Here is a 14,009-nt window from a genome sequence, read left to right as displayed (position 1 = left end):
AGACGCCGCAGCCCGGAATCAGGCTCCCTTCAGGACGTACCGGCGCTCCGGCCGTCCCACGCCGTACTTGAGCCGCACCTCAAGGGTGCCTTCGTCGTGCAGGTATTCCAGGTAGCGGCGGGCGCTGACGCGGGAAGTGCCCAGTTCCTGGGCCACTTCTGCGGCTGACACGTCACCGGCGGCAGCGTTCAATGCCGCCTCCACCAGCTTCAGGGTCTCGATGCTGCAGCCCTTGGGGAGCGGACGTTCGGCGCGGTCCAGGCCGAACACCCGGTTGACGTCCGACTGCTCGGCCACGTCCTTGGACGCGTCAAGGCCTTGGTAGGCATTGCGGTAGTGCTCCAGCCGCTCCTGCAGGTCCGTCTGCGAAAAAGGCTTGATCAGGTAATGGACAATGCCGCCCCGGAGCGCCTTCCGCACGGTCTCCACCTCCCGTGCGGCACTGATGACCAGCACGTCCAGCTCCGGTGCCACCGCTCGCAGGCGCTGCATCAGGTCAAGGCCGTTGATGTCCGGAAGGTGGATGTCCAGCAGCACCAGGTCCGGCTGGAGCCGTTCGGTTTCCGCCACGGCCTGGGCCCCGGTGTGTGCCGCACCCACCACGGCGAAGCCCGGCGTGCGCTGGATGAAGCCGGCATGCACCTTGGCCACCATGAAGTCGTCATCGACGATCAGGACCTTGATCATGGCTGGGTACTCCCTCGTTTCAGCACGGCGGTAAAGACAGCCCCATTATCGTTGGCCACCGCCAGGTCCCCGCCACTGCGGCGGCACACCACCCGGGACAGCGCCAGCCCGAAACCGCGGCTGCCGGCCGGGCCCGGTTCCTTGGTAGTGAAGCCCTGGCGGAAGATGTGGTCCGTGGAGCTGCCGGGAACGCCGGGACCATTGTCCCGCACCGTCACCACGACGCCTTTCCCTGCCTTGCCCTCCACCCGCACCGTGACGGCTCCCTGCGGAAGCCCGGTGACGGCGTCGAACGCGTTGTCCACCAGGTTCCCCACCACGGTGGTGAGGTCCCGGGACAACTCGTCATCAACGGGGTCCAGCACGGAGTCGGGGTGCAGCTGCAGGGCCACGCCCCGTTCGGTGGCGAGGCTGGACTTGGCGATCAGCAGGGCAGCGAGCGCGGGATCCTTGATCCGGCCGGTCACTTCGTCATTGAGCCGGGTCCGGTCCACGGTGGCACCGTTGACGAACTGGACCACGGAGTCGTACTCGCCGATCTGGATCAGGCCGGAAATGACGTGCAGCTGGTTGGCGAACTCGTGCGCCTGGGCCCGCAGGGTGTCCGTGGCAGTGCGGGTGGTGCCGAGTTCCTGCTCCAGTTCGGAGAGTTCCGTGCGGTCGCGAAGGGTTGTGACCGAGCCGATGACCCGGCCGCGGGACTGGATGGGCACCCGGTTCATCACCACCAGCCGGTCCCCCACCAGCACCAGCTGGTCCGGCCCGGGCTGGTCCCGGGTGAGGACTTCCTTGAGGGCGGGTTCGACGGCGAGGCCCGCCACGCGTTTGCCCACGCAGTCGGGCGGGAGTCCGAGCAGGGCGCGGGCGCTGTGGTTGGCCACCGTGATCCGATCGTGCAGGTCCAGCGCAACCACACCCTCCTTGAGGCCGTGCAGCATGGCTTCGCGGTTCTCCACCAGGCTGGTGATTTCGCTGGGTTCCATGCCGAGAGTCTGCCGTTTGACCCGCCGCGAGAGCAGCAAGGAGCCGGCAATGCCCAGGACGCTGGCGACGCCCAGGTACGTGAGGAGGTTGGGGACGGCGTCGCCCAGCCGCTCGAGCACGGTGGGATAGTTGCGGCTGATGGAGGCGATCCCGATCATGCGGCCGGTATCGTCCAGGACCGGGACGTGGGCGGAGAGGAGCGGGGCCGGCGTGCCGCCCACCACTCCGGTCCAGGCCCTGCCTTCCATCACCCGGCTGGCGCCGAGCTCCAGCGGCTCGCCCAGCAGGCTGGGGTCCGAGGACGCCACCACGGTGCGGTCCAGTTTCGCGAGCGCGACCCGGGAGGAGCCCGAGACGATCCGGACGGATTCCGCCACCGACGGCAAGACGGCCCCGCCGCGCGGTTCGGCGTCCGGGAGGAGTTCGCGCACCACGGGGTTGCCGCCCAGGGCTTCCGCGGCCGACAGGGCACGCCTGCCTTCGATCCGTTCGAAGGCGGCCGCGGACTGGGCCAGGGAGATGGCCACCACGCCCACCAGGACGGCCAGGACAATGAGCAACTGCAGCAGAAGGTACTGCCCCGCGAGGGACATTCCTCGTCGTCGAGTCACAATGGTCTTCCTGGAGTTGCTGGTTGGGCCGGGAGTTGTCCGGCGGGTTTGGCTGGCCCCTTATGCGCGCAGCAGCGCGGGCCCAGGGCCGGGGTTGGTACCGGGAACTATATCCCAAAGCCCGCGGCCGGGCCGTTGTGGGGGTTTGGAAACGTGAACGCAATGAACACAACTTTCTCTGCGTACACAAGAGTGATCGGCGTCACGGCCGCCCCTAGCATCGGAACCACAAGGCATCGGAACCGCAAGGCAGCCGATGCCGGTCAGATTTGTTCGAGAGAAGAGGAACACATGCGCCAGATCCGCGCATTGCGAATTGCCGCCGTTGCCGCCGGCATCGCCCTGATGGCCACCGGTTGCGGTGCCACCAGCAAGAGCTCCACCGGTTCGGAAAGCTCCGGCGCCGCCGCCGGACCCATCACCGGCCTGCAGATCATGGTCCCCAACACCCCCGGCGGCGGTTACGACACCACCGCCCGCGCCGCCGCGAAGGTCCTCGACGACGAGAAGATCTCCACCAACACCGAGGTCTTCAACCTCGCAGGGGCCGGCGGCACGGTGGGCCTGGCCCGCGTGGTCAACGAGAAGGGCAACGGCGATCTTGCCATGCTCATGGGCCTGGGCGTTGTCGGCGCCAGCTACACCAACAAGTCCGAGTCCAAGCTGACCGACACCACCCCGCTGGCCCGGCTGATCGAAGAGCCCGGCGCCATCATGGTCAGCAAGGACTCCCCGTACAAGACCATCGATGACCTGGTGAAGGCCTGGAAAGCCGATCCCGGTTCCATCGCCGTGGGCGGCGGCTCCTCCCCCGGCGGCCCGGACCACCTGCTGCCCATGCAGCTGGCCGGGGCCGTGGGCATCGACGCCACCAAGGTCAACTACGTTGCCTACGACGGCGGCGGCGACCTCCTGCCCGCAATCCTGGGCAACAAGCTGGGCTTCGCCGCTTCCGGCGCCGGCGAGTACCTGAAGCAGATCGAATCCGGCGAGGTCCGGGTCCTGGCCACCAGCGGCGAGAAGCGCCTGGACGGCGTGGACGCACCCACGCTCAAGGAATCCAACATCGACCTGGTGTTCACCAACTGGCGCGGCGTCGTGGCCCCTCCGGGAATCAGCGACAAGGACAAGGCATCCCTGATCGCAGCCCTGGAAAAGATGCACGGCACGGCCGGCTGGAAGGAAGCGCTGAAGACCCACAGCTGGACCGATGCCTTCATCACCGGTGACCAGTTCAAGACCTTCCTCACCGAGCAGGACAAGCGGGTGGCGGACGTCCTCACCAAGCTTGGGTTGGCGTGACCTCCCTGACCACAGGCCTCAAAGGCCGCTCCGAGCTGGGAGTTGCACTCCTGCTCGGGGCGGCCGGCGTCCTGGTCTTCCTGGATGCCAACGGCCTGGTAACCCCGTATTCGAAGTCCGACCCGGTGGGTCCCAAAACCGTTCCGTTCATCGTGGCCGGAATGCTGGTGGTCTGCGCCGTGCTGCTGGCCGTCAACGTCCTGCGCGGCGGCAAGGGCGAGGCTGAGGGCGGCGAGGACGTCGACCTCACGCACCCCGCCGACTGGAAGACCGTCCTGCCGCTGGCCGGCGCCTTCATCCTGAACATCCTGCTGATCGACTGGGCCGGCTGGGTGATCTCCGGAACCGTCCTGTTCTGGGGCAGCGTCCTGGCCCTCGGCAGCCGCCGCTACGTCCGGGACGGCGCGATCTCCGTGGCCCTGTCCCTGTTGACCTTCTACGGCTTCTACCTCGGCCTGGGCATCGCGCTGCCGGCCGGCCTCCTGGAAGGAATCCTCTAAATGGACGTCTGGTCCTCCCTGATGGACGGCTTCGCCACCGCCCTGACCCCCATGAATTTCCTGTACGCCGTCATCGGCGTCGTCCTGGGCACCGCCGTCGGTGTCCTCCCCGGCCTGGGCCCGGCCATGACCGTTGCCCTGCTGCTCCCCGTCACCTATGCCCTGGAACCCACCAGCGCCTTCATCATGTTCGCCGGCATCTACTACGGCGGCATGTACGGCGGTTCCACCACCTCGATCCTCCTCAACACTCCCGGCGAATCGTCCTCCGTGGTCACCGCCATCGAGGGCAACAAGATGGCCAAGGCGGGCAGGGCGGCGCAGGCGCTTGCGACGGCGGCCATCGGCTCGTTCGTCGCCGGCACCATCGGCACGGCGCTGCTGGCCGTCTGCGCGCCGATCGTGGTGAAGTTCGCAGTGAGCCTTGGTGCACCCAGCTACTTCGCCATCATGGTCTTGGCGCTGTTGGCGGTCACGGCCGTACTCGGTTCGTCGCGCTTGCGCGGCTTTGCTTCCCTGGGCCTGGGCCTGGCCATTGGTCTTGTGGGCATGGACTCCGTGACCGGCCAGCGCCGCCTCACCTTCGGCCAGCCGCTCCTGGCGGACGGCCTGGACATCGTGGTGGTGGCCGTGGCCATCTTCGCCGTGGGAGAGGCCCTCTGGGTGGCCGCGCACCTGCGCCGTACCCCCCTGCATGCCATTCCCGTGGGCCAGCCCTGGATGGGCAAGTCCGACTGGAAGCGCTCCTGGAAGCCCTGGCTGCGGGGGACCGCCTTTGGCTTCCCGTTCGGCGCACTGCCGGCAGGCGGCGCCGAGATCCCAACCTTCCTCTCCTATGTCACGGAAAAGCGCCTCAGCAAACACCCCGAAGAGTTCGGCAAGGGTGCCATCGAGGGCGTTGCCGGTCCGGAAGCAGCCAACAACGCGGCGGCCGCCGGCACCCTGACCCCCATGCTGGCACTGGGCCTGCCCACCAACGCCACCGCCGCCGTCATGCTCGCCGCCTTCACCAGCTACGGCATCCAGCCGGGCCCGCAGCTTTTCGAAAGCCAAGGGCCCCTTGTGTGGGCGCTGATCGCCAGCCTCTTCATTGGCAACCTGCTGCTCCTGCTGATTAACCTCCCGCTGGCACCGATGTGGGCGAAACTCCTGCAGCTGCCCCGCCCCTACCTGTATGCCGGCATCCTGTTCTTCGCCACGCTGGGCGCCTACTCGGTGAACCTGCAGGCGTTCGACCTGGTGATCCTGCTGGTCCTGGGCGCACTGGGCTTCATGATGCGGCGCTTCGGGCTTCCCGTCCTGCCGCTGATCCTCGGCGTGATCCTGGGTCCGCGGATCGAAGGGCAGCTCCGCAAGACCCTGCAGCTGAGCGCGGGTGACCCGGCAGGGCTCTTCAGCGAGCCGATCGCCGTCGGGATCTATGTCATCATTGGCCTCATCCTGCTCTGGCCCTTTGCCTACAAGCTGTACCGGCGCAGCCGTCCGGACCGCAGGCCGCTGGTTCCCGCCAATTCGGGCGCAGCTGACTACAGCGACTGAGCAGGCCCGCCCCGTCGCCAGATCCCACTACCCGCATCGAGCAGAAAAGGAGACTCCATGACCGTCGTTGTGGGATACGTCCCCACCCCCGAGGGCGAAGCCGCCCTCACCCAGGCCATCACCGAGGCCAGGAAGAGCAACAGCACCCTGGTGCTGATCAACTCCTCAAAGGGCGAAGCACCGGTGGACAACCGCTTTGCGCAGGACGGCGACATCCAGGACATCGAGAAGCGGCTGGCCGGCCAGGGCATCGAGTACCTGATCAAGCGGCCCGTCCGCGGCCATGATGCCGCGGCCGAGGTGCTGGACGCCGCGGAGGAGCACAACGCCGAACTGATCGTGATCGGCCTGCGCCGCCGCACCCCGGTGGGCAAGCTGATCATGGGCAGCACATCCCAGCGCATCCTGCTGGAGGCGGACTGCCCGGTCCTGGCGGTAAAAGCGGGCCAGTAACCCTAGGCTCTGACGGCCGCCCGTGCCCGGAACAACTCCTGGCGCTGGCGGCCCAGGCCGTCCACCTCTACCTCCACCACGTCGCCCGGCTGGAGGTAGGGGAAACGGCCGCTGAGGGCCACACCCTGCGGCGTCCCGGTCAGGATCACGTCACCCGGTTCAAGCCGCATGTACTGGCTGCAGTGGTGGACCAGTGTGGGCGCATCAAAGATGAGCTCCGCCGACGACGAATCCTGGCGCGGCTCACCATTCACCCAACTGCGCAGCCGCAGGTTGCCGCCGTCGATCTCCCCCGCCGGAACCAGCCAGGGGCCCAGGGGCGTGGACCCGGGAAGGGATTTCCCCTTGGTCCATTGCCCCGCCGCTCCCGGCAACTGGTATTCCCGCTCGGAGAAGTCGTTGGCGGTCACATAGCCGGCAATGCACTTGGACGCCTCTTCGACGGACCCGAGGTAGCTGGCTTCGCTGCCGATCACGATGCCCAGTTCCACTTCCCAGTCATATTGGGTGGAGTGCGGCGGAAGCGGGGCGGGGTCGCAGGGTCCGGTGACGGTGTTGCTGGGCTTGAGGAAGACGACGGGAACCGTTGGCGGTTCGGCACCCGATTCGGCGGCATGGGCGGCGTAGTTCATCCCGATGCCCACCACCGAACCGGGCCGGGCCACGGGGGAACCAACCCGAAGCGCAGCGGCGCCCGCCAAAACCGGCAGTTCCCCGGCCTCCAGTGCATCCCGCACCCTGTCCAGTCCGCCCCCGGCAAGGAACTCCCCGTCCACGTCGGCGGTAAGGGGCAACAGGCTGAAATACCGGTCGATGCCGTCCGCCGGGGAAACCAGGACCGCAGGCTGCTCGCTGCCGCTTTCGCCCAGGCGCATGATCTTCATACCGAATTCTCCTCAAGCCGTATCGATCGGGTGCTTCCAGGGCCCCCGGGCCCCGAGATCCATGGTCGTTGATTCGCTGCGATCCCGCGAACGGACGCCATTGTGACTGCACATCCAGCGCCCGAAAGGACAGTCATCTGACATCTAACCGGAGCAGTCGGTAGAATGGTTGAGCCATCTTGGCACGAAACACAGAAAGTGCAGTACATGACTACAGCCACATTGGAGCGGATCCCCACCGCCGCCAAGCCCACCGAAGGACCTGCTTTGCGGTCCATCAGCCTGGAGTTCTCCAGCGCCAGCGAGGTCCACGCAGGACTGGAAGAGGCGGTGGCCGAACTGATTGGGGTGGCAGCGAAGGATGCCGAGTGCGGCATCCGCGTCACCAGGCTGCACCCGGGAAGCTACACGGTAGCCCTGGACGCATCAGTACCTTTCGGCGAAACGTACGAGTCCTTCGCGGTCTGACCACGCCTACAAAAAATCCCCGCACGCCATACGGCAGTGCGGGGATTTTTTATTGCTGCTTGCGGGACTGCTAGCCGCGGCGGACCTCCACGCCGTCGGACTTCAGGAAAAGCTGCTTCTCCGCGGGGCCTGACGGACCGGCCGGAACCAGCCAAAGGACGTTGCCGCTTTGGGACACCTCTTCCACCTCCCCGGCTGCCACCACATGCGCATGCTTGATGATCTCGACGCGGTCCCCGGCCTTGAGGGCCTTCCAGTTGGATACCGCGGCGGAATGGGCATTGCGCCTGGACAGGACTGCCCCACGTGCTTTCATTTGAACTTCTACCCCTTTGTATCGTTCTGCTGCCACAGCTTCTTTGATGTGACTTTCACTACATCTTCAGTTCTACTACACTCCCGGCGCCACGGTGGGCCGTGGCGCCGGAAATTCCACCTTTCGGACGGACGGTCAGTAGGCGCTGAAGATTCTTCGGTATCAGGCGAGCGGCCCGACGGCGGATTCGGCTGCCCGGAGCACGTCACCTGAGGCGACCAGGCGGTCAGCCGCTTCCAGTTCCGGCGACAGGAACCGGTCCGTCCCCGGCCCCTCCACCACCCCGCGGAGCGCGGCCACGACAGCGGTACCCGCGGGCCCCGGCGTCAGGACCCCGCCCGAGAGCTGCGAGCGGATGTCCAGCGCCCGCGCCGAGGTCACCAGTTCGATGGCCAGGACGCGGCGGAGGTTTTCCACCGCCTTGCGCAGCTTGCGTGCCGCATGCCAGCCCATGGAGACATGGTCCTCCTGCATGGCGGAGCTCGGAATCGAGTCCACGGAGGCCGGAACGGCAAGCCGCTTGTTGTCCGAAACCAGGCCGGCCTGGGTGTACTGGGCGATCATCAGCCCGGAGTCCACGCCGGGGTCAGCGGCGAGGAAGGCGGGCAGGCCATGCGACCGGGCAGGATCCAGCATGCGGTCGGTCCGGCGTTCAGCGATGGAGCTGAGGTCGGCGACGGCGATGGCCAGGTAGTCCAGGACGTATGCCACAGGCGCGCCGTGGAAGTTGCCGTTGGAGCTCACACGCCCGTCGGGAAGGACCACGGGGTTGTCGATGGCTGCCGCCAGCTCCCGGGTGGCCACCAATTCGGCGTGGTCAACGGTGTCCCGGACGGCACCGGCAACCTGGGGGGCGCAGCGCAGCGAGTAGGCGTCCTGCACCCGGGAGTCCCCCACCCGGTGCGACGCCACGATGGGAGAGTCCGACAGCACGCGGAGCATGTTGTCCGCGCTTGCCGCCTGGCCCGGGTGGGGCCGCAGCGCGGCGTGCAGTTCGGGCAGGAATACCTGGTCGGTGCCCAGCAGCGCCTCGACGCTGAGGGCGGCGGTGATGTCCGCCGTCGACAGCAATTGGCGAAGATCGGCGATGGCCATCAGGAGCATGCCCAGCATGCCCTCGGTGCCGTTGACCAGGGCCAGGCCCTCCTTTTCGGCGAGGGTGACGGGCTCGATGCCGTGTTCTGCCAGCAGCTCAGCGACAGGCCGCTCTCCCCGCCCGCCGTAAGTCACGCCGTCGGGCCCTTCCGCTTCCCCTTCGCCCATCAGGACCAGGGCGCAGTGGGACAGTGGCGCCAGGTCACCGGAGCAGCCCAGCGAGCCGAACTCGCGGACCACGGGGGTGATGCCGGCGTTGAGGACGTCCACCATGGTCTGCAGGACCACGGGGCGGACGCCGGTGCGGCCGGAGGCGAGGGTCTTGGCGCGCAGGAACATGATGCCGCGGACCACTTCCCGCTCCACGGCCGGCCCCATGCCCGCAGCGTGGCTCCGGATGAGGGACTTCTGCAGCTGGGTGCGCAGTTCATTCGGGATGTGGCGGTTGGCCAGGGCACCGAACCCGGTGGAGATGCCGTAGGCGGGGACGTCGCTGGCGGCGAGGTCATCGATGTGGGCGCGCACCTTGGCGACGGTTTCCAGGGCGTCCGGCGCGATGGTCACCTTCGCGCCGTGGCGTGCGACGGCGAGCAGATCCCCGGGCGTGACGCCGACGGACCCGAGGGTGACGGTCAGCGGTTCGTGTGTCGTAACAGTCATTTTCTACTTGCCTTCATTCATGGGGATGCGGACGCCGCGTTCCCTGGCGACGTCGAGGGCGCGTTCGTAGCCGGCGTCGGCGTGGCGGATGACGCCCATGCCGGGGTCGTTGGTGAGGAGGCGCTCGAGTTTCTGCGCGGCGAGGTCGGTGCCGTCGGCGACGGAAACCTGCCCGGCGTGGATGGAGCGGCCGATGCCCACACCGCCGCCGTGGTGCAGGGACACCCAGGTGGCGCCGGAGGCAGTGTTGAGCAGGGCGTTCAGCATTGGCCAGTCGGCGATGGCATCGGAGCCGTCCGCCATGGCCTCCGTTTCGCGGTACGGGGAGGCGACGGAGCCCGAATCCAGGTGGTCGCGCCCGATCACGATGGGAGCCTTGACCTTGCCGTCCTTGACGAGCTGGTTGAAGAGCAGGCCGGCCTTGGCGCGTTCACCGTAGCCGAGCCAGCAGATGCGCGCCGGCAGGCCCTCGAACTCGACCCGTTCCTGGGCGGCGTCAATCCAGCGGTGCAGGTGCTTGTTCTCCGGGAAGAGCTCCTTGATGGCTTCGTCCGTCACCCGGATGTCTTCCGGGTCACCGGACAGGGCGACCCAGCGGAACGGGCCAAGCCCTTCGCAGAACAGGGGCCGGATGTAGGCGGGGACGAAGCCGGGGAACTCGAAGGCCCGGGCGTAACCACCCTTGCGGGCTTCGTCGCGGATGGAGTTGCCGTAGTCGAACACCTCGGCGCCGGCGTCCTGGAATTCCACCATGGCCTGGACGTGCCGGGCCATGGATGCCTGGGCCTTCTTGGTGAACCCTTCAGGATCAGCCTCTGCCTCGCGGTGCCACTCGTCCACGGAAATGCCTTCGGGCAGGTAGGACAGGGGATCGTGGGCGGAGGTCTGGTCGGTGACGATGTCCACGGTGAGTTCGCCGGCCTTGTGGCGGCGCAGGATCTCGGGGAAGACTTCGGCGGCGTTGCCCACGTAGCCCACGGACCAGCCGCGGCGTTCCTCCTTGGCCTTGAGCACCTTGGCGATGGCGGCGTCGAGGTCGGTTTCCACCTCGTCCAGGTAGCGTTTGCCGGCCCGCCTGCGCAGGCGGGTTTCGTCGACGTCGACAATCAGGCAGGCGCCCTCGTTCAGGGTGACGGCGAGCGGCTGGGCGCCGCCCATGCCGCCGCAGCCGCCGGTGAGGGTCAGCGTGCCGGCGAGCGTGCCGTTTTCGTCCCCTGTGAGTTTGCGGGCGATCGCGGCAAAGGTCTCGAAGGTGCCCTGCAGGATGCCCTGGGTGCCGATGTAGATCCATGAACCGGCCGTCATCTGGCCGTACATCATGAGGCCCTCGGCCTCGAGCCGGCGGAATTCGGGCCAGGTTGCCCAGTCGCCGACGAGGTTGGAGTTGGCCAGCAGCACGCGCGGGGCCCACTCGTTGGTACGGAAGACGCCCACCGGCTTTCCGGACTGGACCAGCAGGGTCTCGTCCTTTTCCATGGTCTCCAGGGTGCGGGTGATGGCATCGAACGCTGCCCAGGAGCGGACGGCGCGGCCAGTGCCGCCGTAGACCACCAGGTCGTCCGGGCGCTCGGCGACCTCGGGATCCAGGTTGTTCATCAGCATGCGCAGCGGCGCTTCGGTCTGCCAGGACTTGGCGGTGAGCTCGGTGCCGCGGGCTGCTTTGACCGGGCGGGCCCCGGTGGTGAAATCGGCGGGTGCCATGATGGGCTCCTTTTCTTAGTGTCTGAGGTTTCGAAGAAGTTCTGTATCAACTAAAGCCCTTTGAGGACGGGCTTCACAGCGGTTTTAGCGGGGTGCTGTCCGGTATTTCAGACCAGCGCCGTCAGTTGTTTGGCTGCGCTCATTTGACCGGGCGGCCGTGGATGCGGACCGAGAGTTCGTCGGCTACTTTCTGCACCCGGGCCGCCAGTACCGGCCACTCGTCAGCAGGCAGTTTGTCCTCCAGGAAGGTGACCGCGACGGCCGCGGTAGGCCACCCCAAATGGTCGGTGACCGCGGCGGCAATGGAGCCGAAGCCAGGGGTCACCTCGCCGTGTTCGGTGGCGTAGCCCCGCTGGCGGACCTGGTCCAGGTGCGAGGACAGGGCGGAGTACTTCATGATGGCCCCCTCCACCTCGTGCCGCGCAGTGAAGGCAGCAGCGTTGGGGTACAGGGCGCGCACCTGGGATTTGGGCAGGGCGGCAAGGATGGCCCGGCCGCTGGCAGTGAGGTGGCTGGGAAGCCTGACACCGACGTCGGTGACCAGGGACGGGCGGTTCTTGGCCCGCTCCTCCACGATGTACAGGACGTCGCGGCCGTGCAGGACGGCGAGGTGGGCGCTCTCGCCAATCGCGTCCACCAGCGAGGCAAGCAGTGGGCGGCCCAACCGGGACAGCGGCTCCTGGCGCGAGTACGCGGAGCTGAGCTCGAAAGCGCTGATGCCCAGCCCGTAGCGCTGTTCCTCGTGCAAATGGAGGACGAAGCCATTGGCCTCCATCACCCCCAGCAGGTGGTAGACGCTGGAGCGGGGCAGGTCCAGGCTGGACGCGATCTGCGACGCCGCCATGGGGCCACGCCGCGAAGCCAACAGCTTGAGGATGCGCAGGGTGTTTTCTGCGGCAGGAACTTTTGACGTTGCCTTGACGGATGCCCGGGGCGCCTGGTTCCCGGCGCCCCCTGTTTCGGCGCTTAGTGCAGTGCTCATCGGCTGGAAGGGTCTTTCTGGCTAGCTCTGTCCGGTATCCCGTACTTAAGCTTGCGCCCCTTGAGGTGGCACTGGAACCCCGTTCGGACTCACCGTGTCTGGAATACCGGACATTCGCTCCGTCGTACGCCTTATCGACACGCATATCCCTTTTCGCGCCCTGAATATCCGGCGCGAAAAGGAAGATGCGCAGCGCCAAATGATATCCGCAGCGAAAGAGCGCCGCGAACAGTCTGAAATGAAAGACAGCAACCCGCCGTGAGCCTCATCACGGTGCCTGCGAAAATGGTCTGCTGGTTAGCGGCTCCCCTCCCAATGACGAGAAGGTATTTGCATGCAACCAGCTCCAACCCCAACCCGGACCGAAACCGCGGCGGAAACGCACAAGCCAACTGCCGGCGTGGGGCATGTCCTCAACCGCGGGCTGAACGTCCGGCACATCCGCTTCATGGCGCTGGGCTCGGCGATCGGCACCGGCCTCTTCTATGGCTCAGCCTCCGCCATCCAGAAAGCCGGGCCGGCAGTTCTGCTGGCCTACATCATCGGCGGCGCAGCCGTGTTCATGGTGATGCGCGCCTTGGGCGAAATGGCCGTGCGGCACCCGGTATCGGGTTCCTTCAGCCAGTACGCGAGCCGGTACCTCGGCCCCCTCGCCGGCTTCGTGACCGGCTGGACGTACGTTTTCGAGATGGCCATCGTGGCGATCGCCGACGTCACGGCCTTCAGCATCTATATGGGCTTCTGGTTCCCGCAGGTGGACCGCTGGATCTGGATCCTGGCCGTCATCTGCTTCCTCGCCGCGCTGAACCTGCTCAGCGTTAAGGTCTTCGGCGAACTTGAGTTCTGGTTCTCGCTGATCAAGGTGGCGGCCATCATCGCCATGATCGCGGGCGGTGCTGCACTGATCGTGTTCGGCTTCCAGGGCGACGGCACTGCCGTGGCTCCGGGACTGGGCAACCTCGTTGACCATGGCGGATTGTTCCCCAACGGCTTCGAAGGCCTCCTGGCATCGTTCGCCGTGGTGATGTTCGCGTTCGGCGGCATCGAGACCCTGGGCATCACGGCCGGCGAGGCGGCTGACCCCAAAAAGGTCATCCCAAAGGCCGTGAACACTGTGCCCGTGCGCGTGCTGCTGTTCTACGTCCTCACGCTCGGAGTCCTGATGAGCCTCTTCCCGTGGGACCAGGTGGGCACCAGTGGCAGCCCGTTCGTGCAGATCTTCAGCGGCCTGGGCATCCCGGCAGCACCGCACATCCTGAACGCCGTGGTGATCACGGCCGCGCTTTCAGCCATCAACAGCGATATCTTCGGCGCCGGACGCATCCTCTTCGGGCTTTCCAGCCAGGGCCACGCGCCGGCCGCCTTCGGCAAGGTCTCCCGGCACGGCGTCCCGTGGATGACCGTGGTCATGATGGCGGGAATCCTCCTGGTGGGAGTGGTCCTCAATGCCGTTATTCCTGAGGACGTGTTCCTGGTGATTGCCTCGATTGCCACCTTCGCCACCGTTTGGGTCTGGGTGATGATCCTCGCGTCCCATGTTGCAATGAAGCGGGAAATCGCCCGCGGGGGCCTGCCGGCGTCGGAATTCCCGTCGCCGTGGTGGCCCGCCGCCTCCGTCCTGACCATCGCTTTCATGGTGCTGGTGATCGCCATCCTGGGCGCGTTCGAGGACACCCGGATCGCCCTGTACGTGGGCGCGGCATGGCTGGGACTGCTGGTGATGGCCTACCGCCTGTGGATCAAGGGTGACGGCCGACGCCGGGCCCACCTTGAGGACGAGACCTCGCCGCTGCCGGTGGTCGGGGCAGGCACGGGCAGCTAAGCCGG

13 protein-coding genes are annotated in these 14,009 nt (G+C 67.0%); 6 read left to right on the top strand and 7 right to left on the bottom strand.

Annotation, left to right across the window (positions count from 1 at the left end; genetic code table 11):
• Nucleotides 1-18: 18 nt before the first annotated feature.
• Nucleotides 19-687 carry a response regulator gene (locus LDO14_RS02590; RefSeq protein ID WP_018771722.1) on the bottom strand — a complete coding sequence of 223 codons (669 nt, stop codon included), beginning with the start codon at nt 685-687 and terminating at the stop codon, nt 19-21.
• Nucleotides 684-2,264, bottom strand: coding sequence for a sensor histidine kinase (locus tag LDO14_RS02585; RefSeq protein WP_223995091.1), 1,581 nt, complete (start codon nt 2,262-2,264; stop codon nt 684-686). Before LDO14_RS02585 ends, LDO14_RS02590 begins: the two co-directional genes overlap by 4 nt.
• A gap of 309 nt (nt 2,265-2,573) precedes the next feature.
• On the opposite strand from LDO14_RS02585, the gene LDO14_RS02580 reads away from it, so the two are divergent.
• The 4 genes from LDO14_RS02580 to LDO14_RS02565 are packed head-to-tail and all read left to right on the top strand — an operon-like array spanning nt 2,574 to nt 6,076.
• A complete protein-coding gene (locus LDO14_RS02580; protein ID WP_018771724.1) occupies nt 2,574-3,584 on the top strand; it encodes a tripartite tricarboxylate transporter substrate-binding protein in 1,011 nt (336 codons plus the stop codon).
• Nucleotides 3,581-4,084 carry a tripartite tricarboxylate transporter TctB family protein gene (locus tag LDO14_RS02575; protein ID WP_018771725.1) on the top strand — a complete coding sequence of 168 codons (504 nt, stop codon included), beginning with the start codon at nt 3,581-3,583 and terminating at the stop codon, nt 4,082-4,084. Before LDO14_RS02580 ends, LDO14_RS02575 begins: the two co-directional genes overlap by 4 nt.
• Nucleotides 4,085-5,623 (top strand): tripartite tricarboxylate transporter permease, encoded by a 1,539-nt coding sequence (locus LDO14_RS02570; RefSeq protein WP_018771726.1) that lies wholly within the window; start codon nt 4,085-4,087, stop codon nt 5,621-5,623.
• Between the two features lie 57 nt (nt 5,624-5,680).
• Entirely contained in the window at nt 5,681-6,076 is a 396-nt protein-coding gene (locus LDO14_RS02565) for a universal stress protein (protein ID WP_018771727.1), read from the top strand.
• 2 nt (nt 6,077-6,078) lie between these two features.
• Here LDO14_RS02565 and LDO14_RS02560 read toward each other — a convergent pair whose 3' ends face one another.
• Nucleotides 6,079-6,960: a fumarylacetoacetate hydrolase family protein gene (locus LDO14_RS02560; protein WP_223993621.1), complete on the bottom strand. Its 882-nt coding sequence runs from the start codon at nt 6,958-6,960 to the stop codon at nt 6,079-6,081.
• Between the two features lie 207 nt (nt 6,961-7,167).
• On the opposite strand from LDO14_RS02560, the gene LDO14_RS02555 reads away from it, so the two are divergent.
• Nucleotides 7,168-7,428 (top strand): hypothetical protein, encoded by a 261-nt coding sequence (locus tag LDO14_RS02555; RefSeq protein WP_144601200.1) that lies wholly within the window; start codon nt 7,168-7,170, stop codon nt 7,426-7,428.
• A 70-nt stretch (nt 7,429-7,498) separates the two neighbouring features.
• On the opposite strand, the gene LDO14_RS02550 is transcribed toward LDO14_RS02555, so the two are convergent.
• From LDO14_RS02550 to LDO14_RS02535, 4 genes are all read right to left on the bottom strand, one after another.
• Nucleotides 7,499-7,744: a hypothetical protein gene (locus LDO14_RS02550; RefSeq protein ID WP_018771730.1), complete on the bottom strand. Its 246-nt coding sequence runs from the start codon at nt 7,742-7,744 to the stop codon at nt 7,499-7,501.
• 162 nt (nt 7,745-7,906) lie between these two features.
• A complete protein-coding gene (hutH, locus tag LDO14_RS02545) occupies nt 7,907-9,499 on the bottom strand; it encodes a histidine ammonia-lyase (protein WP_056392285.1) in 1,593 nt (530 codons plus the stop codon).
• A 3-nt stretch (nt 9,500-9,502) separates the two neighbouring features.
• Nucleotides 9,503-11,200 (bottom strand): urocanate hydratase, encoded by a 1,698-nt coding sequence (gene hutU, locus LDO14_RS02540; protein WP_223993619.1) that lies wholly within the window; start codon nt 11,198-11,200, stop codon nt 9,503-9,505.
• Nucleotides 11,201-11,339: 139 nt separating this feature from the next.
• Nucleotides 11,340-12,182 carry an IclR family transcriptional regulator gene (locus tag LDO14_RS02535; protein ID WP_018771733.1) on the bottom strand — a complete coding sequence of 281 codons (843 nt, stop codon included), beginning with the start codon at nt 12,180-12,182 and terminating at the stop codon, nt 11,340-11,342.
• Nucleotides 12,183-12,516: 334 nt separating this feature from the next.
• On the opposite strand from LDO14_RS02535, the gene LDO14_RS02530 reads away from it, so the two are divergent.
• Nucleotides 12,517-14,004, top strand: a complete 1,488-nt coding sequence (locus tag LDO14_RS02530; protein WP_223993617.1) for an amino acid permease — start codon at nt 12,517-12,519, stop codon at nt 14,002-14,004.
• Nucleotides 14,005-14,009 lie beyond the last annotated feature (5 nt).

The organism is Arthrobacter sp. NicSoilB11 (assembly GCF_019977375.1).
Taxonomy (GTDB): Bacteria; Actinomycetota; Actinomycetes; order Actinomycetales; family Micrococcaceae; genus Arthrobacter.
The sequence above is the reverse complement of the archived record's forward strand: the minus strand, read 5'-3'. Positions and strand labels throughout refer to the sequence as shown.

Coding starts and splice junctions, on each gene's coding strand:
- LDO14_RS02570 (WP_018771726.1), top strand. CDS start 4,085: ATGGACGTCTGGTCCTCCCTGATGGACGGCTTCGCCACCGCCCTGACC.
- LDO14_RS02555 (WP_144601200.1), top strand. CDS start 7,168: ATGACTACAGCCACATTGGAGCGGATCCCCACCGCCGCCAAGCCCACC.
- LDO14_RS02530 (WP_223993617.1), top strand. CDS start 12,517: ATGCAACCAGCTCCAACCCCAACCCGGACCGAAACCGCGGCGGAAACG.
- LDO14_RS02560 (WP_223993621.1), bottom strand. CDS start 6,960: ATGAAGATCATGCGCCTGGGCGAAAGCGGCAGCGAGCAGCCTGCGGTC.
- LDO14_RS02550 (WP_018771730.1), bottom strand. CDS start 7,744: ATGAAAGCACGTGGGGCAGTCCTGTCCAGGCGCAATGCCCATTCCGCC.
- hutH (WP_056392285.1), bottom strand. CDS start 9,499: ATGACTGTTACGACACACGAACCGCTGACCGTCACCCTCGGGTCCGTC.
- LDO14_RS02565 (WP_018771727.1), top strand. CDS start 5,681: ATGACCGTCGTTGTGGGATACGTCCCCACCCCCGAGGGCGAAGCCGCC.
- LDO14_RS02585 (WP_223995091.1), bottom strand. CDS start 2,264: ATGTCCCTCGCGGGGCAGTACCTTCTGCTGCAGTTGCTCATTGTCCTG.
- LDO14_RS02535 (WP_018771733.1), bottom strand. CDS start 12,182: ATGAGCACTGCACTAAGCGCCGAAACAGGGGGCGCCGGGAACCAGGCG.
- LDO14_RS02580 (WP_018771724.1), top strand. CDS start 2,574: ATGCGCCAGATCCGCGCATTGCGAATTGCCGCCGTTGCCGCCGGCATC.
- hutU (WP_223993619.1), bottom strand. CDS start 11,200: ATGGCACCCGCCGATTTCACCACCGGGGCCCGCCCGGTCAAAGCAGCC.
- LDO14_RS02590 (WP_018771722.1), bottom strand. CDS start 687: ATGATCAAGGTCCTGATCGTCGATGACGACTTCATGGTGGCCAAGGTG.